17 protein-coding genes are annotated in these 26644 nt (G+C 43.4%); 11 read left to right on the top strand and 6 right to left on the bottom strand.

The window, feature by feature from the left end:
- Positions 1–135: 135 nt before the first annotated feature.
- Both AAEO56_RS12265 and AAEO56_RS12260 read left to right on the top strand, forming a co-directional pair.
- On the top strand, positions 136–1239 hold the full coding sequence (locus AAEO56_RS12265) for an SPFH domain-containing protein (RefSeq protein WP_341697356.1): 1104 nt from the start codon (positions 136–138) through the stop codon (positions 1237–1239).
- A gap of 1 nt (position 1240) precedes the next feature.
- Positions 1241–2368, top strand: a complete 1128-nt coding sequence (locus AAEO56_RS12260) for a DNA helicase PriA (protein ID WP_341697355.1) — start codon at positions 1241–1243, stop codon at positions 2366–2368.
- A gap of 10 nt (positions 2369–2378) precedes the next feature.
- Here the strand turns inward: AAEO56_RS12260 and AAEO56_RS12255 are convergent, their stop codons facing one another.
- Entirely contained in the window at positions 2379–2759 is a 381-nt protein-coding gene (locus tag AAEO56_RS12255; RefSeq protein ID WP_341697354.1) for a hypothetical protein, read from the bottom strand.
- A gap of 181 nt (positions 2760–2940) precedes the next feature.
- Here AAEO56_RS12255 and AAEO56_RS12250 point away from each other — a divergent pair, with 181 nt between their 5' ends.
- From AAEO56_RS12250 to AAEO56_RS12215, 8 genes are all read left to right on the top strand, one after another.
- A complete protein-coding gene (locus tag AAEO56_RS12250) occupies positions 2941–4656 on the top strand; it encodes an amidohydrolase family protein (protein ID WP_341697353.1) in 1716 nt (571 codons plus the stop codon).
- 22 nt (positions 4657–4678) lie between these two features.
- Positions 4679–5683, top strand: a complete 1005-nt coding sequence (locus AAEO56_RS12245) for a polysaccharide deacetylase family protein (RefSeq protein ID WP_341697352.1) — start codon at positions 4679–4681, stop codon at positions 5681–5683.
- A gap of 148 nt (positions 5684–5831) precedes the next feature.
- Positions 5832–6833: a bifunctional methionine sulfoxide reductase B/A protein gene (locus AAEO56_RS12240; RefSeq protein ID WP_341697351.1), complete on the top strand. Its 1002-nt coding sequence runs from the start codon at positions 5832–5834 to the stop codon at positions 6831–6833.
- Entirely contained in the window at positions 6826–7332 is a 507-nt protein-coding gene (locus AAEO56_RS12235; protein ID WP_341697350.1) for a peptide-methionine (S)-S-oxide reductase, read from the top strand. The genes AAEO56_RS12240 and AAEO56_RS12235 overlap by 8 nt, the downstream gene beginning before the upstream one ends.
- 21 nt (positions 7333–7353) lie before the next feature.
- Positions 7354–8361: an LLM class flavin-dependent oxidoreductase gene (locus tag AAEO56_RS12230; protein WP_341697349.1), complete on the top strand. Its 1008-nt coding sequence runs from the start codon at positions 7354–7356 to the stop codon at positions 8359–8361.
- 270 nt (positions 8362–8631) lie between these two features.
- The gene (locus AAEO56_RS12225) at positions 8632–11886 is read left to right on the top strand and encodes a tetratricopeptide repeat protein (protein WP_341697348.1); all 3255 of its coding nucleotides are present in this window, start codon (positions 8632–8634) and stop codon (positions 11884–11886) included.
- Entirely contained in the window at positions 11855–13801 is a 1947-nt protein-coding gene (locus tag AAEO56_RS12220; RefSeq protein ID WP_341697347.1) for a DUF3857 domain-containing protein, read from the top strand. Before AAEO56_RS12225 ends, AAEO56_RS12220 begins: the two co-directional genes overlap by 32 nt.
- Positions 13798–15777, top strand: coding sequence for a DUF3857 domain-containing protein (locus AAEO56_RS12215; RefSeq protein WP_341697346.1), 1980 nt, complete (start codon positions 13798–13800; stop codon positions 15775–15777). The genes AAEO56_RS12220 and AAEO56_RS12215 overlap by 4 nt, the downstream gene beginning before the upstream one ends.
- Positions 15778–15851: 74 nt before the next feature.
- On the opposite strand, the gene AAEO56_RS12210 is transcribed toward AAEO56_RS12215, so the two are convergent.
- From AAEO56_RS12210 to AAEO56_RS12190, 5 genes are all read right to left on the bottom strand, one after another.
- On the bottom strand, positions 15852–17612 hold the full coding sequence (locus AAEO56_RS12210; RefSeq protein ID WP_341697345.1) for an ABC transporter ATP-binding protein: 1761 nt from the start codon (positions 17610–17612) through the stop codon (positions 15852–15854).
- 203 nt (positions 17613–17815) lie between these two features.
- Positions 17816–18457: a ligase-associated DNA damage response endonuclease PdeM gene (pdeM, locus tag AAEO56_RS12205; RefSeq protein WP_341697344.1), complete on the bottom strand. Its 642-nt coding sequence runs from the start codon at positions 18455–18457 to the stop codon at positions 17816–17818.
- A gap of 51 nt (positions 18458–18508) precedes the next feature.
- Positions 18509–20968 (bottom strand): ligase-associated DNA damage response DEXH box helicase, encoded by a 2460-nt coding sequence (locus tag AAEO56_RS12200; RefSeq protein ID WP_341697343.1) that lies wholly within the window; start codon positions 20966–20968, stop codon positions 18509–18511.
- 54 nt (positions 20969–21022) lie between these two features.
- Positions 21023–22627, bottom strand: coding sequence for an ATP-dependent DNA ligase (locus AAEO56_RS12195; protein WP_341697342.1), 1605 nt, complete (start codon positions 22625–22627; stop codon positions 21023–21025).
- On the bottom strand, positions 22624–23667 hold the full coding sequence (locus AAEO56_RS12190; RefSeq protein ID WP_341697341.1) for a ligase-associated DNA damage response exonuclease: 1044 nt from the start codon (positions 23665–23667) through the stop codon (positions 22624–22626). The genes AAEO56_RS12195 and AAEO56_RS12190 overlap by 4 nt, the downstream gene beginning before the upstream one ends.
- Before the next feature lie 239 nt (positions 23668–23906).
- Between AAEO56_RS12190 and AAEO56_RS12185 the strand changes: the two genes are divergently transcribed.
- Positions 23907–26579, top strand: a complete 2673-nt coding sequence (locus AAEO56_RS12185; protein WP_341697340.1) for a hybrid sensor histidine kinase/response regulator transcription factor — start codon at positions 23907–23909, stop codon at positions 26577–26579.
- Positions 26580–26644 lie beyond the last annotated feature (65 nt).

The following is a 26644-nucleotide window of genomic DNA, read 5'->3' as shown; positions in this document are numbered from 1 at the left end:
CTTCGGCTTCCTTTTTTTGTTTGAAGTTGAATCAGAATAAATTTTTACTACAGTTTAGATATGCAAATTGTCTATGAAACATTTTTTCATATATATTTATACCAATAAAAAAACACAAAATACGAAACTGAAAATATGGGATTATTTGACAGATTGCGCGGTGAATTGATCGACATTATACAATGGCTCGATGAATCTAACAACACACTGGTATACCGGTTTGAACGCTTCCAGAATGAAATAAAGAATGGTGCAAAGCTGATCGTGCGCGAAGGACAGGTTGCAGTATTCATCAGTGAAGGAAAGCTGGCGGATGTTTTTTCTCCCGGAACCTATACACTGACTACGGGAAACCTGCCGATACTCTCTACATTACAAGGCTGGAAGTACGGTTTTGAAAGCCCTTTTAAAGCAGAGGTCTACTTTGTTAATACTAAAAATATTACCGACAGAAAATGGGGGACTAAGAACCCGATAATCCTTAATGACAGGCGTTTCGGGATGTTGGAGATCCGTGCATTCGGTACCTATGTAATGCGGGTTAAGGACGCCGGGCTTTTCATAAAGGAAATTGTGGGTACCGACGGCAATTTTACAACCGACGAAATTACAGAGCAGCTAAAGAGCCTTATCGTAACGCGCTTTACCGATGCGATAGGCGAAGCGAACCTGCCTGTTGAAAATTATGCGGCAAACGTGAATGAAGTGTCAGGGCTAATCTTCCAGATGATCGGGCCTGAATTTGAGAAATACGGCATTGAGCTGACAAAATTCCTTATCGAGAACGTTTCGATGCCGGATGAGATCAAGGCCGAGATATTCGAACTTAGCCGCCTGAATGCTATTGACCTGGGCAGGCTTACACAGATGAAGGCCGCAAAGGCATTGGAAAAAGCCGCTGATAACGAACATAGTATTGCAGGTGCGGGCATGGGGCTGTCTATGGGTTACGGAATGGCAGGCCATATTGCCGAAGTATATTCAAACAGCAGGCAGGCATCAGGGCCGCCACCAAACCAGGGGCCACCGCCCATACCTTCGTCTATGGCCATTTTTCTGGTTCTCAACGGAAAACAGGCCGGGCCTTTTGAACTGGATGTGATAAAACAGATGGCTGCCCAAAACGAGATTACAAAAGAAACATTAGTGTGGCATTCGGGAATGGCCGACTGGGCTAAGGCCGGTTGGGTAACCGAGCTGAAAGGTATATTTACCACACCGCCGCCGATACCGCAATAAAATGGAGAGTGCAGAAGAAAAGGTACTCGGTACCGTCAGATTTCCATGCAATAATTGTGGGGCTTATTTAAAATATATGCCGGGAACGCAGCACCTGAACTGTGAGTATTGCGGAACCGAAAATGAAATTCCGCAGGTTACAGGAAAGATCACCGAAAATGATTTTTTTGCCGCATTGGGACAGGGCAAAGGCTTAGGGGTGACAGTGTCTCAGCATTTTGTGAAATGTGGGAGCTGCGGTGCATCATCGTCCAGGGACAGTAGTGTTGCTTCTGCAGCCTGCCCATATTGCCTCACGCCGCTAATCGATGCGGAGCAGGGCTATGATGAAAACATCATACTTCCGGGCTCATTGCTGCCATTCCGGTTGGATAAGGCATCCGCAAAGCAACATTTCGAGGAATGGATAAAAAGCCTTTGGTTTGCGCCTGATGACCTGAAGAAAACCAATATCAATGCCGACCGCTTTAACGGGATATATATACCGTACTGGACCTATGATACCGCTACCTTCAGCCAATACACAGGAGAGCGCGGCGAGTATTATTACGTATCGGAAACTTATACTACTACCGAAAATGGCAAGTCGGTTACCAAAACGCGACAGGTGCGCAAAACCCGATGGTACCCTGCCAGCGGAAGTGTGGGCATGTTCTTTGATGACCTGCTTGTAGGGGCAACCAGGTCGCTGCCGGAAAAATATGTACAGAAGCTGGAACCCTGGGACATGGAAAACCTGATCCCTTTTGGCAAAAGTTACCTGAGTGGCTTCATCACCGAAAAATACCAGATTGATATAAAAGAAGGATTTGAGATGGCTAAGGTGATAGCCGATCCGAGGATAAGGGATGCAGTACGGCATGACATAGGCGGCGATGAGCAGCACATCAATTCTTTAACGACAGATTACAGCAACATTACCTATAAGCACCTGCTATTCCCGGTTTATGTGAATGTCTATAAATACAACAGCAAAGTGTACCAGTTTGTTGTAAATGCGCGTACCGGTGAAGTACAGGGCGAAAGGCCGTACAGCTGGATCAAGATAACGCTTGCCGTAATAGCGTCACTCATGCTGATCGCTGCAATTGTAATAGCTATCCAATACTACCAGAATACACAACAGTAAGTGTGGGAAACTATTCCGGATGATGGATATTATGGTCGTGGATTATACCCTTAATGCTTATAGTTACGGTATGGGTGTCATTGGCTTCTATCCTGCAGGCACCGTTTTGAAATGCATCAACAATTCCGTAAGTAAAGTCCACTTCTTCTAAAACAGGATTATAGGTTTCAATGCGCACGGAGATGAGTACGGTGACAGCACCGTCAACAGGAATGAAGGGGGCACCGGATTCGTTTTTCGGTTCCCATCCTTCATATTGTAATAGCCCGGAATCTATTGCACCTGCAAAATCCGTAGCAGTCCAGTGGTCGCAGTTAAGTGCGATATCATCGGACGTATCGAGCGTATATTTTAAAATGACTTCACTGATATTCAATGGTCTCTTATGCATAATGATTTTTTTTAAGTTCGTAGTAACCTACATTAAAATTACATCAAAAAAACAGCATTAATGTTATAACTGTTTTAATTATTCCTTCTAAAATGGATACGGCATTAAAAATTAAATAGTTAATAGGTTTATTACTATTTTTACTACGGACCAATGATTGCTTTAAACCAAAATAACCATTATGGAACCAAGTGAATCTACTGGCGGTGAACTGCCTATAATCAATTGCCATACCCACGTTTTTACTGCCGACCATGTGCCGCCATTTTTGGCAAAGACATTTGTGTCGGGTATCTTTTGGGGTGTTTTATATCGCATGCTTTCCCTTAAAATGATAGTGGCTTTATTCCGGAAATGGTTCAAAGGGCCTTACAGATGGCAGTTTAAGCCGTGGTACAAACGGTTGGAAATTGCGCTGTACCATACACGTATGGGAATCGTTAGATCTTCGGTCTTGTCTCTTTTCTACTGGCTAATAGGGTTTTGGATGCTGCTGCACATTGTATTCATGGTTTTTCCTGATGTGCTTCCTCAAATTAAAGCCAGGCTCATTGAATATAATATATTGTTATGGCATAAAAAAATGTTTCCTGAAATCCTGACCGCGCTCGCGTTTTGGCTATTTTTCCCCACAGGCAGGAACCTCTTGTTCTTTTTCCTAAAAAAAGGCTGGTCGGTTTTCAGGGCACTGCCGGGAAAAGGTACAAAAGAGCTGGTATTGCGCTACCTAACCATTGGGCGCTTTGCATTTTATACAACACAGGCAGGGATATTCCGCAGGCTTAGGGACCAGTACCCGTCAAAAACATCTTTCGTGATCCTGCCCATGGATATGGAATATATGGGAGCCGGGAAGGTGACTAAAAACTTCTACACACAGATGGAAGACCTTAGGAAAATGAAAAAAATGCTGAAAGATGTAATTTATCCTTTCCTTTTTGTCGATCCGAGAAGGATGACTGATGATGAGAACTTCTTTAGATATAAGGTTAGCAATGGAAAAATAGTCCTTGAACCCTGCATGGTAAAAACGTATATAGAAGAAAACGGCTTTTCGGGTTTCAAAATCTATCCTGCCTTAGGCTATTACCCTTTTGACGAAAGGCTGCTCGTACTTTGGAGGTATGCCCGGGAGAACAATATCCCTGTCATGACGCACTGTATCAGGGGGACTATTTTTTATCGCGGAAAGAAAGAAAAGCAATGGGACAGGCACCCCATTTTCCAGCAGGCCGACAGCAAGGGGAAATATGTTCCGCTGCTGTTGCCCGAAATGTCAAACAAAGACTTCAGTGTAAATTTTACACATCCGCTTAATTACCTCTGTTTGCTGGAAGAAGAGCTGCTGCGCAAAGTGGTTGGTAAAGCTCCTAAGCTGCATGAGGTATTTGGCTATAGTGATGAAAGTACACCCCTTATCCATGACCTTTCGAAGCTAAAGATGTGTTTTGCCCATTTTGGAGGCGAGGACGAATGGCACCGTTTTTTTGAGCTCGACCGCGACCTGTATAGCAGCCAGGTGCTTAAAAATCCTACGGTAGGGATTACTTTTTTAAAGAGCAAAACGGGCCGTAGAACCGACGGGAAAATTGAACAGTTATGGAAAGGCTGCGACTGGTATTCGATACTATGCAGTATGATGCTCCAGTTTGACAATGTATATGCTGACATAAGCTACATTGCCCATGATAATGCTATCCATTCGTTGCTGAAATCGACATTGAAGCACGATAATGCCAAACTGAGGAGCAGGGTATTATTTGGCACCGACTTCTATGTGGTGCGCAACCATAAATCCGAAAAACAAATACTCTCAGATACTATTGCCGGCCTTAGCAGTGAGGAATTCGACCTGATTGCCCGCAGTAATCCAAGGAGTTACCTGAATTTAGCATAAGTAGTTTATAAATAGTAGTACTATGGCACGCAGCAATCATCGTTCAATCATAAGCATATTTGGTATCATTTGCATATTGGCCTTCTTTTTAAGCAGTAGCCCGGCTATTGCTCAGGAAATAATAATCAGTAACTATAAAGCCGTTTACGGTTACGGCACCTACAATACCCATGACATTGTTTTTATCAGGAAATTTGCCAGAAATGGGGTAGATAGTTATCTGGCTGTTGATCCCCAAACGATGGAGACCCAGATTATACCTGCGCGGGTAGTAACTATGCAGCCGCTCGACCGGGCAGGGCTTTTGTCAAAATACAGGGACACGCCCTATTGCAGGGCTATTGTTACGGCACAAAAACAGTCCTTTGCATTGCAGGATGCTGGTATCATTCACGGATTTCCTAAAGAACATGGCATAACGCTGACAATAGATCTTTGCCCGTCGCATAAGCCATTAGACAGGATTGTTTTTACGTCACTCATTACCGAATTCCAAAAAATAGAAAAACCCGTACCCGTCGCATTATCAATAAGTGGCAGGTTTATGCTTACCCACGGCGAGGATATTAAGTGGCTTAAAGGGCTTGTAAGCACAGGCGATATCGCTGTTACCTGGGTAAACCATACCTACAACCATCATTTTGATCCTAAGAAACCACTGAAGGATAATTTTCTCCTCGAACCGGGAACCGACCTCGATTTTGAAATTCTCGGGACGGAGATCGCTATGCTGGAACACGGGCTGGTGCCGTCGGTTTTTTTTCGTTTTCCCGGCCTGGTATCGGATAATTCCATTGTAGGGAAGGTAACCAATTACGGGCTTATTCCCATCGGCAGCGATGCATGGCTGGCGAAAGGGCAGCAGGCAAAGGCAGGGAGTATTGTTTTAATTCATGGCAATGGCAACGAGCCTCTCGGCGTGGAAGATTTTATAGCGTTATTAAAATCACAAAAAAGCGCTGTGCTTGCCGGACAATGGCTCTTGTATGATTTACGGGAGGCCGTTGATGATGAGTTTAAAGAGTAAACAATTTACTTCAATAAAAATACCTCACACCTATTGTTCGCTGCTTAAATTACTGACCTGACAAAAGAGCCGATTAATAAGGAATATCGCCTTTGGCACGCTTTTTATAACTGTAATATTATAAACTACATTAAAGAAAGGATTTAGTATGCTTAAGTGGATTGATATTGTAAAATTTACCAATAGCGGTAATCCTGTTCCGGCTGAGAAAGTTGTAAAAACCAATGAGGAATGGCAGAAGCTTTTGACCGCTGAACAATTCAGGATTACACGTTTAAAAGGCACTGAGCGTTCCTACAGTTCGGAAATGTGCTCGCTGTTTGAGCCCGGAAAATATGCCTGTGTATGTTGTGGCACATTGCTTTTTGATGCCGCCGAAAAATTTGAAAGCGGTACGGGGTGGCCTTCTTTTACACAGCCTGTAAGTGAGAATGCTATAGCCTATAATAAAGATGTAAGCCATGGCATGATGCGCGTAGAAACAGTATGCAATACCTGCGATGCACACCTGGGACATGTTTTTCCTGATGGCCCCAAACCCGGTGGACTGAGGTATTGTATGAATGCAGTAGCGCTGAAAAAGGTGGAAAGTGATGAAAGGAAAGCAACGTTTGGCGGGGGCTGTTTTTGGTGTACCGAGGCGGTGTTTACTTTGTTGAAAGGCGTCAGCCGGGTAGAGAGCGGCTACAGCGGTGGCAGGATAGATAATCCTACCTACAGGGAAGTATGCAGTGGTTTGACAGGCCACGCTGAGGTGATCGAGGTTACCTACAACCCCGGTGAAATATCGTATGCCGATTTGCTGCGTATACACCTGAGTACCCACAACCCGACAACCCTTAATAGGCAGGGCGCTGACGCAGGTACACAATACCGGAGCAGTATCTTTTACAGGAATGACGAAGAAAAAGCAATTGCACAAAATGTAATCGCAGAAATGCAGCCCTTTTATGAAGATACGATTGTAACTGAAATTGTTCCATTTGAACATTTTTATAAAGCAGAAGAGTACCATCAGGACTACTATGCTAATAACGCACAGGAGGGATATTGCCAGGCGGTTATCGACCCGAAGCTGAAGAAGTTTAAGGAACTCTTTAAAAGCAGGCTGAAAGATACTCAGGATACAGCTATAACAAAGCATGAGTAAGCAAGCCGGTTTTGGCGGTGGCTGCCACTGGTGTACCGAAGCGGTTTTTTCGTCATTGAAAGGAGTCCTGTCTGTTGAGCAGGGGTGGATTGCGTCTGAAGGAGAAAATTCGGAATTTTCAGAAGGCGTTGTTGTTACTTACGATGATGATAGCATACCTTTCGGAACCCTTATTGCTATCCATCTCCACACGCACAGCAGCACCTCAATGCACCCGATGCGGGACAGATACAGGTCGGCCGTTTACACTTATAACGAAAATGACAGGCTTACGGCAATAGAGGCTATTGTGAATTTACAGCCGGAATTTGACAGGCCTGTTATTACTCAGGTACTGCCTTTCGCGTCATTTAAAGCGAGCAGGGAAGAACTGCTGGACTATTATTTCAGCGATCCGCAAAAACCTTTTTGCGAACTTTACATTAATCCAAAACTAAAGTTTATTATGGACCGGTTTTCGAATGCGGCAAACCACGATAAGCTACAGCACCTTCGCTAAGTGAGGGTGCAATATAATACTATGGAAACAACAAAAAAGAAAACAGCCTATTCGATACTGGAACTTGCCATTGTGTCAGATGGGGCGACTATAGAACAAACACTTGAAAATAGTGTCGACCTTGCCCAAAAGGCAGAAGAAATGGACTACACCCGCTTATGGCTGGCGGAACACCACAACATGATCCATGTTGCCAGCGTGGCCACTTCGATACTTATCGGGAATATTGCCGGGCATACAAAAACGATAAGGGTAGGGTCTGGCGGGATCATGCTCCCAAACCATTCGCCTCTTATTGTAGCTGAACAATTTGGAACATTGGGCAGGCTGTACCCCAACCGCATTGACCTCGGATTAGGCAGGGCACCCGGAACGGACCAGGTGACTGCACATGCCATACGAAGCGACAGGATGCAGGCTGTAAACAAATTTCCCACAGAGATACAGCAGATACAAAAATATTTCTCTGATGATAATGAATGGGAGCAGGTAAGGGCAGTTGTGGCAGAGGGCGTTAACGTGCCGGTATACATCCTGGGTTCGAGCCTGGACAGCGCACACCTTGCTGCAAAAATGGGCCTTCCGTATGCATTTGCCAGCCATTTTGCCACGGGACTCCTTCATGAGGCGCTGGACATATACAGGAGAGAATTCCAGCCATCGCAGTATCTCGATAAACCCTACGCTATGGCAGGGATCAATGTCATTGCAGCGGATACCGATGAGGAGGCTGAACGGAATTTCACCTCTGTAGTACGAATGTTCCTTGGAATTCTGACAGGTAAGCGGGAACCATTACAGCCACCGATGGAAATGACCGATGAACTCCTGATGATACAGCACAACCCGGCAGTGCGCGAAATGCTGAAATATTCATTTGTAGGGAGGAAGGAAGCAGTAGCCAAACAGCTGAAAAAATTCCTGGACGAAACTGGGGTAGATGAACTGCTGGTTGTAAGCAATATGTACGATCATCAGGACAGGGTGCATTCCTACAGGATACTCTCGGAAATTGTGAACGAACTATAATAAATACTAGCCACAAGATACATTTTTTTAAAAGATATCTGATAGGCCTGAAAATACAGCAATCATAATTTACAGGCCTGTCATTATCTTTTCATTTCAATTGAAAATAATTGCCAACAACGCTATACTCCTGGGGTATTCTGCATTTTATCAAGTAGCTTGGGAGTATTTTTTCTATTCTAAAAATGTTTAATAAAATTTTTAGAAAACTTTAAGAAAAGTGTCCTGTGTTTGGCAAAAAAATTATATTTGGGGAAATATTATTCCCCCATGAAAAACGTATTGGCGGCCCTTGTTTTTGGGCTTTGCAGCACAGCCTATTCTCAGGTAGATTATTCTGCTGTGTATGATGGTAATGCATTCCTTGCAGAAGGTATCAGATTGTACGACGAGCAAAAATATGCTGACGCAATTAAGCAATTTGATAAGATCGTTACCAATGATCCAAAGTATTATACCGCACAATATGAAAAAGCAATGGCTCTTGCTGCCGGTGAAGATAAAGAAGCCGCAAATGCTTTTTATGAAAATGCCTATGTAAAAGGCTATATGGCCGAAGTGCCGGATTTTTATATGTCTTACGGTAACTTTTTGAGCGACAGGAAAGAGTATGATAAATCTGAGAAAATGTTTTTGGAAGCCCAAAAATTATTTCCCAATTCAAGTTCACTCTTGTATAACATGGCATTGCTTTATGTACGTAAAGAAGAGCGGCAAAAAAGTGTAGACTTCCTGGAGAAGGCTATTATGATAAACCCGAACCATGCGGGCTCGCATTATCTTTTAGGCCTGATAGCTTTGGAAGACGGGCGCGCCGTGGAAGGCACCATGGCTTTACTTGCCTATTTAACATTGGTTCCAGAGAGTTCTGCCAGTCCTGAGATTATAAAAAAACTAAATGCAAAGTTTGCAGATAACTACCTTGATAAGAATAAGCTGGTGTTTTCCAAAGCAGGCGGGGATAATTTTGAGGATATAGATGTTGTCCTTCGAAACTCGCTGCCATTAAGGAGTGTTTATAAAGTTAACTCTGAATTTGATGATATAATCATACGCCAGGTACAGGCGATAATAGATTATGCACCAGAACACAAAGTAGAAAATGGTTTTTTTGAAACCACTTACATTCCGTGGCTGGCAGATATGTCAAAGAAGAAACAGTTTGAGGGCTTTTCGTACTATATTTTATTGGGTATGAAAGAAAAGCTTGGAAAAAAGCTTACATCACAAAATAAAAAGATCGAGGCTTTTACAGATGGTTATATTGCCAATGATTTTTGGGATGTTTTTGCAAAACGCAAGATAGACCTTTTTGGAAAACAGGAAGAAGTGGTGGTATATCTCCAAAATGGTAAGCCTTATCTTTTAGGGAAAATTGTAAATGGCAAAAAAGAGGGCAAGTATAAGGTGCTTAATGCCAGTGGCAACATGGTGTCTGAACTAAATTTTGCGAATGACAAAATTGAAGGTCTGCAAAAATATTATGATTATAAGGGCCGCCTTATCGAAGAAAAATACTTTACCGATGGTAAACTCAATGGTAAAAGGACCACTTATTTTGATAATGGCAATATTGAATTGGCAGAAAACTACAAAGATGACAAACTTCATGGCATCAGTACTTCTTACTACCTGAACGGGGGTAAAGCATGCGAAGGTAATTTTATCAACGGCGAGCGCGATGGCACCCTTACCTGCCTTTATGAAAACGGCACAAAGAAATCAGAAGACAATTACCTCAATGGCAAGCTTAACGGTAAATATATTGTTTATGATAAAGCAGGAAATGTATCCAGCGAAGATTCATTTGTTATGGAGAAACGCGAGGGGAAAGCTTTTGAATACTATAATGGCAAGGTTTTAAAATCAGAGATTGACTATAAGGGTGGTATAATCTCGTCTCCATTAAAAAAATACTTTCCGGATGGTACCCTACAGGAGGAAACTATTTTTGCAAATAATATCCCGACAAATGGTGTTATTAATTTTGCCAATGGCAAAAAATCCTACGAAATTATATATGATAAAACAGGTAATCCTGCTACCTATAATTATTATAATACTAATACCGAATTGTATTTTCAGGAAAACTATAAGAACAATGAAATCAAGTCCGGCCTTCAATATACAGCAGGCAATGCAAAGCCTGTAGATGTACCTGTAAATAAAGGCGCTTATAGTATTAAAACAATTGACGGAAAAATAATAACGACCGGCAAATTTGAAAAAAGCAGGAAAACTGGCGAATGGAGTTATTTTTACGCGAACGGTATTTTAAGAAGTAAGGATAATTATCAAAATGGATTACAATCGGGTAAATCATTTAGCTATAATGATGATGGGAGGCTTGCCAGCATAGTAAATTATGTAAACGACTCATTGCAGGGTGTTTATGAAAGATATGACTATGGCGTTCTTTCGGGTTCGTACTACTATAACCGCGGGAATGCCAACGGCCCGGCAAAATTCTTTTATTCTGACGGTAGCCTTTCTTCAGAAAGTTTTTACATCAATGACGAACTGCAATCTAAACGATATGATTACTGGCAAAATGGGAATCCGAGTGAAATCACTACATATAAAGATGGGACTGCCATAAAGATGGAAACCTTTGACACCGATGGTAAAAAAGAGAATGAAGTTGATTATAAAAATAATAACAGTAAAATAAAGAACCTGTACTATAAAGGCACTCTCGTGCATGAGTATACATTAACGAATGGTACATTAAACGGCACCTATACGATCAAGGATAAAACAGGCAGTATCTATATTCAGTGTAATTATGCAAACGGCATCAGGCACGGAAAGTATCTGAAAAACGGCCCCACAGGAGCGCCACTCTTAGATAAAGATTATTATTCGGGGCAGGAGAACGGTACAAGTAAAATTTATGACATTGCCGGAAACCTGAGGATTGTGGATACTTATATTTTCGGAGATAACACCGGGACAACTATACGTTATTACAACAATAAAAATAAGTTTTCAGAGACGACGCAGTATGATGATGAAAAAGAAGGCGAGGTAAAATACTATAATTTAAAAGGAGATAATATACTCATACTGGGCTATCAGCGCAATCAGCTGGTGTACTACATAACAATGGGCAAAGACGGGAAACTAACCGATAAAAAACCGGTTGCAGCCCAGACTGCTAAAATTGTATCCGTATACCCTAATGGTAAAAATGCGATAGAACTTAACTATGTAAGCGGTAACATGGATGGGAGATTCCTGGTAAGCAGCCCGGAAGGTAAACCCGAATATGAAAGCAATTATGATAAAGGCCTTTTGACGGGGCTACGCGCAGAATATTATGCCAACGGGAAAGTATACAAAAAGGAAAACTTTAAAAATTCATCTTTCGAAGGTCTTCAGGAATTTTTTAAAGAAGACGGCAAGCCATGGGTAAATGCCGAATATAAAAATGACCAGATGCACGGCCTTTGCAAAATTTACAATAATGGGACTATTTCCCAAACAAAACGCTATGATTCAGATGTACTTGTTGAAATTAAATAAAAAATACCTTGCAGCGCTTTTGCCTCTCATCGCACTTCAGGCTGCAGCTCAGGAAAAAACAGGCACATTTGCAGAATATAAGAAAATCTATGCTGACGTTAATGAACTTGTCATTAGCGATAAGAGCTCTTATGATATTTTTGTAGACAATAAAAAGCTGCGTGTGCTGCGCAATGATTATTACGAGTCCATGATCATGTCAGAAAATGGCATACAAAACAACGAGGAAGACTTTTCATATTCAGAACTTGTCCAGCTTAAGGAGTATGAGGCTTTTTCCATCGTTAACGATAAAGGTAAAGACCGAAAGATAAAGGTTACGCAAACTAACGAAAAACAGGCAAGGCAAAGCGCTGTATTTTATAATGATGTAAAAGAGCGCCAGCTTATTTTCCCCAACCTCGAAGCCGGGGCAAGAAAGGTATATACGGTACAAACAGAGTTTCTAGACCCGTATTTGCTGCAAAGCTTTATTTTTGGCAGTAGCTACCCTATGCTTAATGCTACACTGGAAGTGCGCACAGACAAAGATATAACGATTGGCTACCGCATTTTTAACGACCCTGGTAATACCATAGAATTTTCCAAATCAGAAAAGAAGGGAAAGTTTATATACCGATGGACATTAAAAGACGTAAAAGCAGTAAAAATGGAGCCTAATAATCCGGGCTTTCGTTATTTCATACCGCACATTAACGTATATGTGAAAGACTACACAATAGACTCAAAAAAAATAAATGTACTGGATGACACGGAAAAACTCTATGATTACTATAAAGCGTTTACAAAAAACCTGAACAAAACAGACGATGCCGAACTAAAAGCAATTACCACTGAGATTACTGCCGGGCTTACATCGGATACCGAAAAAGTAAAAAAGATATTTTACTGGGTTAAAGACAATATCAAATACATAGCGTTCGAAAACGGGTATGAGGGCTTTATCCCGCGAGAAGCAGCTTTGGTATGCAAACGCAAATTTGGCGATTGTAAAGACATGGCCAGTATTATTAGCGCTATGGCTACTTATGCCGGAGTAAAAAATGTAACCGTTTCCTGGGTAGGCACGCGCGATATCCCTTATTCGTATGAGGAACTTTCTACACCCGCTGTAGACAACCACATGATAGCAGTATACAACGACAATGGCAATTATGTATTCCTTGATGCGACCGATCGTGAAACCCGCTATGGGATACCAACGGCATTTATCCAGGATAAAGAAGTCCTTATCAGCAATGGGGATACCTACAAGATTATTCGTGTGCCTGTTGTACCTGCTGAAAATAACGAAGCTGCCGGGGTTATAAAATTAAGCCTTGATAAGGAAAAAATTTCAGGTTCAGGCTCAATAAATTATAGAGGCTACTCAAGGAGCAATATTTTGTCGCAGCTTGGCGATGCTTCCGGCAAAACACGCTTTGAAATGATAAAAAGCCTGGTACTCATGGGGAGCAATAAGTTTTACCTTAAGGACTATACCGAGTCGAATGTATCAGACCGTGATAAGCCTTATCAGGTTAATTTTAATTTTGAGCTTGACGATTATGCCATACAGGTAGACAAAGAGCTGTATATAAACCTTTTTATGGATCGCGCTTACGAAAAACTTACACTGGAACCCGATCGTGTAACGGCCTATGACCTGGATTATCTTTCGGCATATAACACTACCTACAACCTGCAGATTCCCCAAAATTATTCGGTAAAATACCTGCCTGAAAATTTTAGCCTTGACAATGCTGTAATGAAAGCCGATTTTAAATACACCAATAGCGGCGGCATTGTTTCGCTGGCAGCAAAAATAGAGCTTAAAAAATTATTGCTGGAAAAAGCCGACTTTGCATTATGGACTGAGACTATAAAAAAACTAAAAAGCGCCTACACACAAACCTTAATACTTATTCAAAAATGAATTTAACTCTCAAAATAAAAACGGCATTATTGTTTTTTGCACTATGCGGTTCTTATAGCTATGTACAAGCCCAGGATTGTTCTTTTAAAAATTATAATTGGGATGAAAAGCAAACCAAACCGGAAATCCCTGCCAAATATAAAGATGAAAAAGAAGCGATACTTGAGCGTAATATAAAGATCGAGCTTGTTCCGGGCAAAGATGGGGCGCTACAATATTACCTTTCTCACGAAAAAACATACATAAACAGCGATGATGCGGTAGAACGCAATAACAGGATATACATACCCTACGGATCCAAGGAAAATGTAATTACCACCAAAGCGCGTGTTATACTCAAGAGCGGTAAGGTAATCGAACTTAAGAAAGGCGATATTAAAGAGGAAACTGACGAAGAAAGAGGGGTTAAATATAAATACTTTGCGGTAAATGGCCTTGAGAAAGGTGCAGTTATAGAAACCATATTTATACTTGAAGAATCTCCTGAATTAAAAGGGCACACCATTAAAATGCAGGATGAATATCCTATTGCAAAAAGTGAGTTCCAGTTAATTTACCCCGATCACCTGATCTTCAGGACTAAAAGCTATAATGGGCTTGCTGAACCGGTTATTACCCAAAAAGCGCCGTCGGCCAAATCAAATACGTTAACTGTCAGCGAGACCGATACGCCAGCTTTAAATGATGACGAAAAATATTCAAACTGGAATGGTAACATAAAGCGTTTCCGTTACAAACTGGATGAAAATTTAGCTAACGGGACTAAAAACCTTTTCGGTTTCAAAGAGTTTTCAACGAACCTGTATGAGAGGTTTCACCCGGAGTACAGCAAGAAAGAACAAAATGCCATTGCCGACTTTTGCAAAAGCATAGCGAAATCTTCTGACTTGCAGGAACAGGTTTGGAATATAGAAAATAAGATAAAGAAAACCATAAGCTACAAAAGGTATATCGATGGGCAGGAAACGCTTCAGGATATTATAAAATCGAAACAGGCTAACCAAACCGATATATTAAGGCTATATATTGCGGTGTTTACAACAATGGGTGTAGAGAACAACCTTGTATTAACATCCAGCCGTTATAAGATCGCATTTGACAAAGATTTTGAGAGCTACGAAAATCTGGACGAGCTGTTATTTTATTTCCCGTCAATCAAAAAATACATGACACCGCTGGAGGTAGAATACAGGATCCCGCTTATACCCGATGAGCTGGCCGGTACAAATGGGCTTTTTATAAAAGAGAAAACTTTTGCAGGTACTAAAATGGGTATTGGTGAAGTTGCCATGATAGAAATTCCCGGTGCTGACATAACACACGACATCATGGATATTACTGTTGATTTTTCGAAAGACATGGAAAATCCTATGGTAACAAGTAAGATACAATTTGGAGGATATTCAGCATTGAATTTTCAGCCTATAAAAGATTTTGCTCCGGCAGATAACTACAAGGCGGTACTTAAAAGCATTGCCGAAAATTATACAGTGGAAACAGAGTATACAACACTTAACACTACGAACGATGGTGTAGATTTTATTGGGAAAAAACCATTTATAATGGATATTACCTTTGAAGGCAAAGACCTTATACGCAAGGCAGGTGACAACTATTTGTTCTCGGTGGGGCAGACAATAGGTAAGCAAATGGAGCTTTACCAGGAAAATAAAAGGGTACTGCCTGTAGAGATAAACCATCCGCATTCTTACACGCGTAAAATAAAAATCATTCTTCCGGCAGGCGCAACGGTTAAAAATCTTGATAAATTCAACATGGATAAAACCTTAAGCGTAAACGGCAAAACCGAGGCTGCATTTATAAGCAAGTATGAGAAAAAAGGGAACGAGATTATTGTAGAAAATACCGAATATTACAATATACTTAATTATCCTCTGGAAAATTTTGAAGCGTATCGTGCAGTGATCAATGCGGCTGCCGACTTCAATAAAATTGTAATTATCCTGAATAAATAAGCTTACAGGTAAGCGTGAAATAATGAGCCCGGTAAATCCGGGCTCATTTAATTTATATCTGTTTGGGCTGGTGTTTAATTCTCAGCCTTTTCCCTCTCGCCAATCTGCTGTCTCCAAAGGGCGTAGTATAATCCCTTAAGCTGTAACAGATCGTTATGCGTCCCGCTTTCTACTATATTACCTTTTTCTAAAACAAAGATATTCGTAGCATGCATAATAGTGCTAAGGCGGTGGGCGATAACGATCGTGAGGTGGGTCTTATCTATAGATACTTCTCTTATGGTTTCGGATATCTCTTCTTCCGTAAGCGAATCGAGGGATGAGGTGGCTTCGTCGAATACCAAAAGGTTAGGGTTGCGCAGTAAAGCCCGTGCAATGCTCAGGCGCTGTTTTTCGCCCCCCGAAACTTTTACGCCGCCTTCCCCAATAATAGTATCCAGACCATTTTCGGCCCTGTCCAGCAGGGTATGGCAGGCCGCCTGCCGTAGTACTTCTAGGCATTGTTCGTCTGTAGCTGTTGGGTTCACGAAGAGCAGATTCTCGCGTATGGTGCCCGAGAACAGTTGCGTATCCTGGGTTACAAAGCCGATACGTTCCCGAAGCTGGTCGAAGTCGATCTCGTCATAATTATGGCCGTTATAGAGTATTTTTCCCTCTTTCGGGCGGTAGAGGCCTACCAGTAATTTTACTAAGGTCGATTTACCCGAACCCGACGGCCCAACAAAAGCAAGAGTTTCACCGCGTTTAGCACTGAAGCTTATATTTTTAAGGGCATCTTTATTGGCAGACTGGTGCTTAAATTTGACATTCTGGAATTCCAGGGTGTCGATATTAATAATAGGGTGGGGGTTATTCGGTTTTTCTTCTACCGGTATTTTAAAGATCTCGTCAAAATTCTGCAACGATACTTCAACCTCCCGGTAGGTATTAACCACGTTCCCAATTTCCTGCAACGGCCCGAACAGGAAGAACGAATAGATATTAAGCGTGTAGAATTGCCCTAACGTGATCTTGCCCTGGTAGATGAGGTAAATAAGTACCAGTACCATCAGCGTACGTAATAAATTTACGCAGGTGCCCTGTATAAAAGACATGGAACGAACGTATTTTACTTTTTTAAGCTCCAGTTTAAGTATCTTTTGTGTTGTCGCGTTAAGATGTGCGATCTCCTGTTTTGCCAGTCCTAAAGATTTTACCAGCTCAATATTCCGTAATGATTCGGTTGTAGAGCCAGCCAACCCTGTAGACTGTTTTACGATCTGTACCTGTATCGTCTTGATCTTTTTGCTGAGTACGGAGCTTATCCATGCAATCAGCGGGCCAGTAGCAAGGAACAATGGCAGTATTGCCCAATGCACCGTGAAGGCATAAATGGATATGAATATCAAAGCTATGATCGACTGGAAGAGGATATTTATACCGGTCAGGATTATTTTCTCCACATCAGTGCGCACTTTTTGCAGGATACCCAGGGTTTCGCCCGAACGCTGGTCTTCAAACGATTCGAATGGAAGCAGGAGCGAGTGGCTGATACCGTCGGCATATATTTGTGCGCCAACACGCTGTGTGATAGTGCTAATGTAATAATCCTGGAAATTTTTAGCGATCCGGCTTATAAAAGCAACCCCTACCGAAGCAGCAGACAGTGGGAGTATCGCCATAAAGAACTCGTTTACCGTGTGGTTATCGGCCTTGTAAACCGTGGCCACGTCATCGATGATTTTTTGGAAGATAAAAGGGTCTAAGAGTGAAAAAACCTGGTTTATGGTTGCCAGTGCCAATGCTACAAAAACAGTGGTCTTGTATTGTTTTAAATAACGCAGTAATATTTTCATGAGCGTGTGTTCCGTCTTTGGATTTTATGGAAATGTTCAGGGATAATTGTGCAGCAATCCCTTATTGGAAAAGAGAATTAAATAAACATCAAAGTTAGAAAATAAAATTGACAGCATCGATTACGGAAGTTTTATTATATCCTTAAATGCCTGCTTGGTTACAAAAGGACTTGCGGATGTAACAGGTACAACGGCGGCGGTGTTTAATCAAATCCGATCTTAACGACCGCGTCTTTAATTATCGCGTAAACTAAATCGGTTTCCTGGGGCTGCATCACATAAGTGCCTGTAAATTCGCCGAAGGCAGGTAGTATCATTTGCCCGGGCGACTGAAAGAAGCATGGCAGTTTTAAATACTGCCTTCCGGCCCCGCGCAACTCTACAGCTGGGTGTATGTGCCCGCACAACGTGAAAAATCCTTCACGGATTTCGGGATAGTGGGTAAGCAGCATACCGTCGAGTTCCCATTCACTGACGATCCGGATATTCAGGTCATGATATTTGTCGGGTTTAATGATGTCATGATTGCCCGCAACCAGTACAATGGGGATGTCAGTATGTAACACCCAATTATGGAATAAATGCCATTCATTATTTAATTCGCTGTGAAAAAGGTCGCCCAAAAAACAGATGCTTTCCGGATTAAAGTGGTTCACGGCTTCATCAAGCTTTATAAAATTTTTATGGATGATTGCTCCGGGTATGGCCGCCCCATGCTTTCGAAAGTGCGATACTTTACCTAAATGGGCATCGCTGATAAGCAGCATCTTTTTTTTTACCCAGTACATTGCCCCGGTGCAATGCAATACAAAATCGTGATTGTTTATTGAAATCTCCAATGTCATGCTGCAAAAATACCACTATGTTTTGGAAGTTTAAAGCGTAGGTTGTACTGATTATTTCATATAGCTTGCCGTCATTTTCTTTATACGTTCGGCCAGTGTTTCGCTGGATAAACGCTCTCTCAGCCTGTCGGTTATGATAGGGAAGCTGAAAGGCGTGGGTTTCTCACACCGTTTCCATACGATTTCCTGTTGTTCTATCCGGGCAAGGGCGATCAGCAGCCTGCCTTCTTCCAGCTGGTGTTCAAAGGTCTCCCGATATGCCTGCTGGAATAAAAGGTTATTGGGCTCATAATCCCGGAATACCTCAAAAATAAGCTGGCTGCTGCTTTGGAGGTGTTTTGTTTTAACTACTTTACCGGGATACCCCGTAAATACCAGTCCTGCTATTACAGCGATATCACGAAATTTTCGCCTTGCCATCTCAGTAGCATTAAGGCTGTGCTGTAGGTCGGCATGCAAATGTACGGGTGAAAACAAGTCGTTGTCAAGAACCTGTTGCATGTCTATTTCTTTGTCGGAAAGCAACTCGAAACCGTAATCGTTGTAAGCCAGTGAAAATGTTATCGGGCTAAGCAAGCTGATGCGATAGGCCATAACACTGGCTAAGGCTTCGTGTACATACCGCCCTTCGAACGGGTAGAAAATTGCGTGGTAGCCCTCACGGGTTTTGAACGTTTCTATTAGGAACTGGTCGGCAGATGGTACGATGCTCTCTTTACGCTGGCGGGCAAACATAGGGGCAAGCGACTTTAGCTCATAGCTCATAGTATCCGTATTTGCGGCATATAATTCTTCGCGTATTAGCTCGCTCATCTGGCTCGATAATGTAAGCCGGCCTCCCATCCAGCTGGCATGCACCGCCTTTGCCGATGGGCTTGCCATGCGTACCAGCACCTCCATATTGCGGATGCGTGCCAGTTCCAGCTTGCGCCCGGCAAATATAAATACATCGCCCGGGTTAAGTTTGGAAACAAACCATTCTTCAATACTTCCTATGTAGCCCCCTCCCAAAAACTTTACATTCATTACAGAGTCGCCCACTATGGTGCCTATCTGCATCCGGTGGCGCAGTGCTACCTGGCGGCTGTTTACCTTAAACTTCCCGTCCGGATCAATATCTACTTTTTTATATTCATCATATGCCTGCAGGCTCTGGCTGCCACGCGTAATAAAGTTGAGGCAGAATTGCCAGTCGTCTTCCGTCATCCCCTGGAAACAAAAGGTACTTTGCACTTCTTTAAAAATAGCGTCGCTGTAAAAGCCATCGCTCACGGCCAGGCTAACAAGGTATTGTACCAGCACATCCCAGCTGTTAAGGTACGGCACGCGGTCTTCTACCACGGTTTCCTGTACCGCACGGCGCAGGGCGCTGGCTTCAACCAACTCTATAGCGTGTGTGGCAAGAAAATAAATGTTGCTTTCCTCGCCGGGCCGGTGGCCGCTGCGTCCTGCACGCTGCAAAAACCGCGCTACCCCTTTCGGGCCGCCTACCTGTACTACCGTTTCCACAGGCGCAAAGTCGACACCTAAATCGAGGCTTGATGTGCAAACCACGGCCTTTAGTTGTTCATCCCGAATAGCCTGCTCTACCCACTGCCGGGTTTCGTGGGCAATGCTGCCATGGTGCATAGCAAGCTCCCCGGCAAATTCAGGATATTTGGCAAGCAATGCCTGAAACCACAGTTCACACTGCGAACGGGTATTGCAGAATATCAGGGTCGTCCGGCTTTTATTAATAATATCGGCCACTTCCTTTACCAAATGGAGACCCATGTGCCCCCGCCAGGGATACGCATCCATCTTTTCGGGTATTGCAGAAATTACATTTATTTTTTTGTTGATGTGCGCCCTTATCATGGAGGCATTTTCCAAAGCTTCAGAGTGCGGCCCCAACAGCACTTCCATAGCCTGTTGCAGGTTACCAATGGTTGCCGATATACCCCAGATGCGCATTTTTGGCGCTACCGTTTTTAAGCGGCTAAGGGCAAGCTCCACCTGAACGCCGCGTTTGGTACCCAGCAGTTCGTGCCACTCATCTATTACTATCGCGCGGCAGGTTTTAAATACTGAAGCATAATCTTTAGATGCCAGCATGAGCTGCATACTCTCGGGAGTGGTAATAAGCAGGTCGGGCATTTTGGTTTTCTGCTTTGTTCTTTCCGAAGATGACGTGTCTCCCGTACGCACCCCGACCGTCATACCAGTCTCAAGTTCGTTTGCTACCCGCTCTGCAGCCTGTTTTATTTCTGTCGAAAGCGCACGCAACGGTGTTATCCAGATCGCTTTAAGCCCCGGCTTGTGTTTGGTTTTATAATCGGGGTTGCTTTTTATATAGTCGAGGACGATTGGCATCCATAACGCATAGGTTTTCCCGCTGCCTGTTGGGGCATTCAGCAGGCCGTGCTTCCCCTGGAGAAATGCTGTCCAGGTTTGTGTCTGGAACGGGAAAGGTTTCCAGCCCCGTTCGGTAAACCAGTCTGTAGCAATGCCGAAAAGCTGTTCCCTGTTCATGTTAATACGTAGTTTGGCTGCCACCTGGAAAATCAATACTTAAAATCAAGGTGACTATTTTGGTATCATGTCTTTTAAATCTTCTATGCTGTTGGCTTCTTCTATCGTTTTGTCGTGCCGCCAGCGTAATATACGCGGAAAACGTGTTGCCACACCGCTTTTGTGCCTTCCGGAAAAGGCTATGCCCTCAAAGCCTATTTCAAACACCAGCTTTGGCGTTACACTGCGCACGGGGCCAAAACGGTCCAGCGTATTTTTTTTGATGTAATCATCTACCATGCGGAATTCGGCATCGGTAAGCCCTGAATAGGCTTTTGCAAACGTAACCAGTTCCTTAGTGCCATCCTCATTGGTTTGCCAAAGTGCGAAAGTATAATCGGTAAACAGGTTCGCGCGGCGTCCGCTGCCCCGCATGGCATAGGTAAGTACCGCATCGATACTAAAAGGGTCGAGCTTCCATTTCCACCAGTCGCCCTTTTTCCGGCCCACTCCATAAGCAGAATCGTTCCGTTTGAACATAAGGCCTTCACTTCGCAGTTCCCGGGCTTTGGCTTTTTCATGCAGGGCTTCATCCCAGTCGTTGAGCTGTATCCGTTCTGAAAGCTGTAACGGGAGCTGATAGCTGTTTATCTGCTCAAACAGTTTTTCCAAAAGCTTACGGCGTTCGGTATAAGGAAGCGTGCGGATATCTTTCCCTTCCCATTCCAAAAGGTCATAGGCCCGTATGACAACCGGTGTTTTCTTTAGCAGTGCAGCCGAAACTACCTTGCGGCCAATGCGGGTTTGCAGGTCGTTAAACAAACCGATGCTGCCATCTATCCAGGGTAATATTTCGCCGTCTATCACGGTTCCGTTTGGCAATATGCCTAAAAAGCTATTGAACTCGGGATACTTGTCGGTAACCAGTTCTTCGCCACGGCTCCATACATAAAGCTGTCCGTTGCGAATGATCGTCTGGCTTCGAATCCCGTCCCACTTATGTTCTGCGCTCCATTCGGCAACATCGCCCAGATCCTTTGGTTCCCCTTCTACGGCATAGGCAAGGTAAAAGGGGTAGGGGCGGCTCAGGTTATCGTCTTCTTTTTCAGTAAGTACCAGTTTTTCAAAGCTTATCCGTGCCGGGTCCCATTCGCCCATAAGCTTATAAGCAAGTACATCTTCGTTCACGCCGGTAGCTTTGCTTAAAGCCCGGGTCATCAGCTTTTGGCTTACGCCGATCCGGAAGCTTCCGGTTATCAGCTTGGTAAACACAAAACGTTCGTAATAATTCAGCGAAAGCCAGTTGGTATGCAGGTACTCTTTTTTTTCAGTCTCGGTCTTCTTTTTCAGTGTTATCATTTCCTCCACAAACTCTGTAAGCGTTTTTTCGCTATGGTCTTTGGAGGTGGGGATAATGAGAGCTATGGTTTCGGCAAGGTCGCCCACTATATGGTAGGAATCTTCAAACAACCACAATGGTATATTGGCAAGTTCTGCAGCCCACAGCCGCAGCAGGTTGGTATTTACCGGGCGTGGGGGCCTGCGGTGCGACAGTATTGCTATCGTCCATACTTTGTCGCTGTCGCCTGCCGCGCGGAAGTATTGTGTAAGGGCATCTACCTTTACATTGGTTTTGTTGCTGCTGTCGAGTGTTTTTATGAGTTCGGCAAAATTCTTCACGGTGTGCCTCCTTCCGCTGCCAAAAGTTCATCCGGCTCTTTAGTATCGGTTTCGCCTTCGTCGCCCTCATACTGGGTTTGCTCTGTGCGGGCATCATAACCAAGCTCACGCAGGTAGGTGCTAAAGATATCGCTGTAGCCGTGGGTGCATATAATTTTTTCGGCGCCGGTAGCCTGTATGCTTTCCAGCAGCCCAGCCCAGTCGCAATGGTCACTCATTACAAATCCCTTGTCTATAGCCCTGCGCCTTCTTGCCCCGCGAAATGCCATCCAGCCGCTAGCAGAACCCGTTACATAAGGGGTAAAACGCCGGATCCATGTGCTGCCATGTGCGGATGGGGGAGCGAGTATGATGCTGCCCTGTAATTCTTCTTTTTTGGTATCGCGGGTTATAAGCGTAGTTTCGGGCATATCCACCATCTCCCGGATAACCCGGGTCATGTTTTCAACCGCACCGTGGGTAAATATAGGCCCTATAGACGGGTCAAGGTGTTTTAGCAGGCGCTGCGCCTTACCCAATGTGTAGCCAAAGAGTATGGATGTTTGCCCTTCAGCGCGGTTTTGCGACCACCAGGCATTAACCTCGGCCATCACCTCTGCCTGTGGCTGCCATTTAAAGCAGGGCAGGCCAAAAGTGTTTTCAGTTATAAAGGTATGGCATTTCACTACTTCATAAGGGGTTGACAGGCCGTCGTCCTCGGTTTTGTAATCGCCGGTAAACACCCACACTTCGCCTTTATGCTCTACCCTTACCTGCGCACTGCCCACGATGTGCCCCGCAGGGTGAAAGCTGAATTTTACGCCATTGATGCTAAAAGTCTCGCCCCAGTCCTTGCCCGCAACGTTGATGTCGCCAAGCCTGTGCTTTATAATAGGAACGTTAAGGTGGTGGGTTATATAACTGCCGTGACCCCAGCGGGAGTGGTCGCTGTGGCCATGGGTAATAATCGCTTTTGGCACTGCCCGCCACGGGTCGAGATATACATCGGCCGCAGCGCAGTATATGCCCTTATCGTTAAATGCCAGTAATGGCTGTTTCATTCCAATACAGTTTTACATAAAGTTACAAACTGTATTTTTCTTATAGCTATTGTTTGTAAGAAATTTAACGGTCGTTGATATGTATAGCCACTTACTTAGTCGAGCCAGAGAATTAATAATTGCATAATTCGTAACTAATAACAATTTGCTTTAACAAAATGTTAACAAAAACAGTGAGTTAATAGCCACCGCATGGTGACTTATTATATATTTGCAAAAAAAATCGAGATTAAAGATATATGCCGCTCCACGATAAAACATTCATTATAAGCTTCAATACCTGCAAAATGTTTTGCAGTCAGGGGCTTCGAAATTTGGTGTTCCTTATAATTGCTGCACTGTCATTCCTGATGCCGCTAAACGTATCCGGCCAGCATACAGCAGATTCCCTTCGCCATTTAATGAAAAGTGCCAATGAACTGCGCAGGGGAGAGCTGAATGTAGAGATGGCAACTTATTTTCTGGGCCAAAACCCTGATTCAGCACTATATTATTCGAACAGGGCAATAGAAATCGGGCGTAAAAATAACAATCATGTTATTGTCATCAGGTCGTATGCCAAAATAGGGGAGGCTTACCAGAAGCAAAATAAAATGAAGGAAGCTATTTCCTTTTACCTGAAAGGTTTGGCCCTTGCTGAAAAACATAATGAAAAATCATTAGCAGGGACCATTTATAACGGGATTGGGGTTTGTTATTTTTATCAAAACAATCCTAAAAAGGCCGAGGAATACCTGAAGCTGGCAGCACAGGCAAAGAAAGAAGGGGATGATTATCAATACTATGCGCTGATTACTACAAATCTTGCCATCCTTCAAATCTCTACCGGATCGCCTAATGAAGCAGTAAAAACCCTTAGAGATGCGGAAAAAACACTTTTAAAGAAAAAACAGCCCGAATACCTGGCGACCGTTTATAATTCCCTCGGCGCCGCCTACCAAACCGTTAAGCCGGACTCATGTGTTTACTACTACGAGAAAAGCCTTGAGTTTGCATTAGAAAATAAGGACCTCGTCAACCAGATGACAGCCTACCAGAACATAGGTGATTATCATTTGGAAAAGAAAAATTATGCAGGCGCAATTGAATACATGAAAAAGGCTATCGCTGTGAATGACAAGCGTCCCGAAGACCAGTTCAAGCCTGCTTTGTATGACCGTATCGGCCTTGCGTATGAGTCGGTAGGCGACTTTAAGAATGCATATCATTACAAAAAAATGGAAAGCGAGGCGCGCCAGCGATTGTTCTCTGTACAAAAGCAGAAAGAAGTTGACGAACTTGAGATAAGGTACCAAAGTGAAAAAAAGGAAAAGGAGATCCAGCTGAATAAGCAGGAAATAGAAAAGGGCAAAAACCAAAGGAACCTGATACTTTTCGGGTCGTTTTTAGTGTTGCTGATCGCAGGTTTTATTACCTACCTGCTTTTCCAGAGAAGAAAGATCACGCAGCAATTTGAGCAGGAAAAACTAAAGATGTTCGAAAACATTTTCCATGAAATACGGACACCGCTAACGCTTATTAATGGGCCTATACAGTTGATGAAACAGGATCCGGGTATCGGGAATCCCGAACATTTAGTGCTGATGGAGCGCAATTCAAAAAAGCTGATACGCCTGGTAGATGAGCTGCTGGATGCTTCCAAGCTTGGCAAGGGAAGTTTCCAGCTTCATTACACCACAGGGAATATAGGGGGCTTTATCGAAGATATAGTTAACAGTCTTGCAGGCGAAGCGGCACAGGATAAGAATATCATCTATGATAAAAATAACCTGGGCGCCAATTATTCATTTCCCTCAAATGCACTTGAAAAAATACTGTCCAACCTTATTGGCAATGCGGTGAAATATTGCCCCGGTGGATCGGAAATCCATATCATTTCAGGAATCGAGGGGGGCAAACTGGTTATTGAGATAAAAGATAACGGGCCGGGTATCCCCGAGAAGGAACAGAAAAAAGTATTCCGCCGTTTTTTCAGGGGTAAATATGCTGCGGGAACAAACGGGACGGGTATAGGGTTATCGTTGGTAAAAGAATTAGTAGAACTTACGCACGGAACTATAAAAATGCAAAGCAGTTCTTCGGGTACTACATTCACAGTGTCAATCCCCGTAGAGGAGCAGGAGGCCATTACGGTACAGGCACAGCAGGAAGGGATCCCTACGCTATTATTGGCCGAGGATGATGCTGATACCGCTGCCTTCACAATATCGGTATTGCAGGATAGTTTCCGTGTTATACATTCCAAAAATGGGCAGCAGGCTCTTGACCTGATTCGTGAGGAATTGCCTGACATCGTGCTTTCGGACATTATGATGCCCGAAAAGGATGGTATCGAATTATTGAAGGAAATACGGTCGGACGAATTCACCAGCCATCTTCCGGTTATTTTGTTTTCGGCAAAAGCATCGCTGGAAAGCCGCCTGGAAGGGCTGGGTTACGGGGCAGATGCGTATATATCAAAACCATTCTCGCCGGATGAGCTGAAGCTTACCGTACGCAACCTGTTTACGACGATACAGCGCAATCGCGAAAACTACCAGGCTTCTATCCGGTCCCCAAAAACATTTGAGGAGCGCATCAAAAGCGACAATGCCTATGTCAATAAAGTTATAGGAAGCATTATCGTGAATATCGACAACCCTGAATATTCGGTTAACGAATTGTCAGACGATATGGCGGTTAGCCGGAGCCAGCTGCACAGGAAGCTTGTCGCGTTGACAGGATTCTCCACGACCAACTTCATTCGCATGGTACGACTTGAAAAAGCAAAAGACCTGTTGCTGAATAATGATGGCAACGTTTCTGAAATTGCCTATAAATGCGGCTTTAGCAGCCAGTCGTACTTTACGAAGTCATTCACAGAGCACTTTGGCAAAAGCCCGAGCCAATTCATTAAAGATCAACAGATTTAACAACAATGCAACAATAGTACACAAACCTGCAACATGGCTATACGGGCTTTTATAGCTTACCATTT

The sequence above is a fragment of the Flavobacterium arundinis genome, assembly GCF_038289855.1.
In the GTDB taxonomy this organism is placed as follows: Bacteria; Bacteroidota; Bacteroidia; order Flavobacteriales; family Flavobacteriaceae; genus Flavobacterium; species Flavobacterium arundinis.
Note: the sequence above shows the minus strand (reverse complement) of the source record. Positions and strands in the feature narration are given on the sequence as shown.

Bases quoted from the DNA above. Each gene is read 5' to 3' on its own strand.
- AAEO56_RS12185 (WP_341697340.1), top strand. From the start codon at position 23,907: ATGCCGCTCCACGATAAAACATTCATTATAAGCTTCAATACCTGCAAA.
- AAEO56_RS12210 (WP_341697345.1), bottom strand. From the start codon at position 17,612: ATGAAAATATTACTGCGTTATTTAAAACAATACAAGACCACTGTTTTT.
- AAEO56_RS12215 (WP_341697346.1), top strand. From the start codon at position 13,798: ATGAATTTAACTCTCAAAATAAAAACGGCATTATTGTTTTTTGCACTA.
- AAEO56_RS12245 (WP_341697352.1), top strand. From the start codon at position 4,679: ATGGCACGCAGCAATCATCGTTCAATCATAAGCATATTTGGTATCATT.
- AAEO56_RS12200 (WP_341697343.1), bottom strand. From the start codon at position 20,968: ATGAACAGGGAACAGCTTTTCGGCATTGCTACAGACTGGTTTACCGAA.
- AAEO56_RS12240 (WP_341697351.1), top strand. From the start codon at position 5,832: ATGCTTAAGTGGATTGATATTGTAAAATTTACCAATAGCGGTAATCCT.
- AAEO56_RS12220 (WP_341697347.1), top strand. From the start codon at position 11,855: ATGATTCAGATGTACTTGTTGAAATTAAATAAAAAATACCTTGCAGCG.
- AAEO56_RS12265 (WP_341697356.1), top strand. From the start codon at position 136: ATGGGATTATTTGACAGATTGCGCGGTGAATTGATCGACATTATACAA.
- AAEO56_RS12235 (WP_341697350.1), top strand. From the start codon at position 6,826: ATGAGTAAGCAAGCCGGTTTTGGCGGTGGCTGCCACTGGTGTACCGAA.
- pdeM (WP_341697344.1), bottom strand. From the start codon at position 18,457: ATGACATTGGAGATTTCAATAAACAATCACGATTTTGTATTGCATTGC.
- AAEO56_RS12255 (WP_341697354.1), bottom strand. From the start codon at position 2,759: ATGCATAAGAGACCATTGAATATCAGTGAAGTCATTTTAAAATATACG.
- AAEO56_RS12230 (WP_341697349.1), top strand. From the start codon at position 7,354: ATGGAAACAACAAAAAAGAAAACAGCCTATTCGATACTGGAACTTGCC.
- AAEO56_RS12260 (WP_341697355.1), top strand. From the start codon at position 1,241: ATGGAGAGTGCAGAAGAAAAGGTACTCGGTACCGTCAGATTTCCATGC.
- AAEO56_RS12225 (WP_341697348.1), top strand. From the start codon at position 8,632: ATGAAAAACGTATTGGCGGCCCTTGTTTTTGGGCTTTGCAGCACAGCC.
- AAEO56_RS12250 (WP_341697353.1), top strand. From the start codon at position 2,941: ATGGAACCAAGTGAATCTACTGGCGGTGAACTGCCTATAATCAATTGC.
- AAEO56_RS12190 (WP_341697341.1), bottom strand. From the start codon at position 23,667: ATGAAACAGCCATTACTGGCATTTAACGATAAGGGCATATACTGCGCT.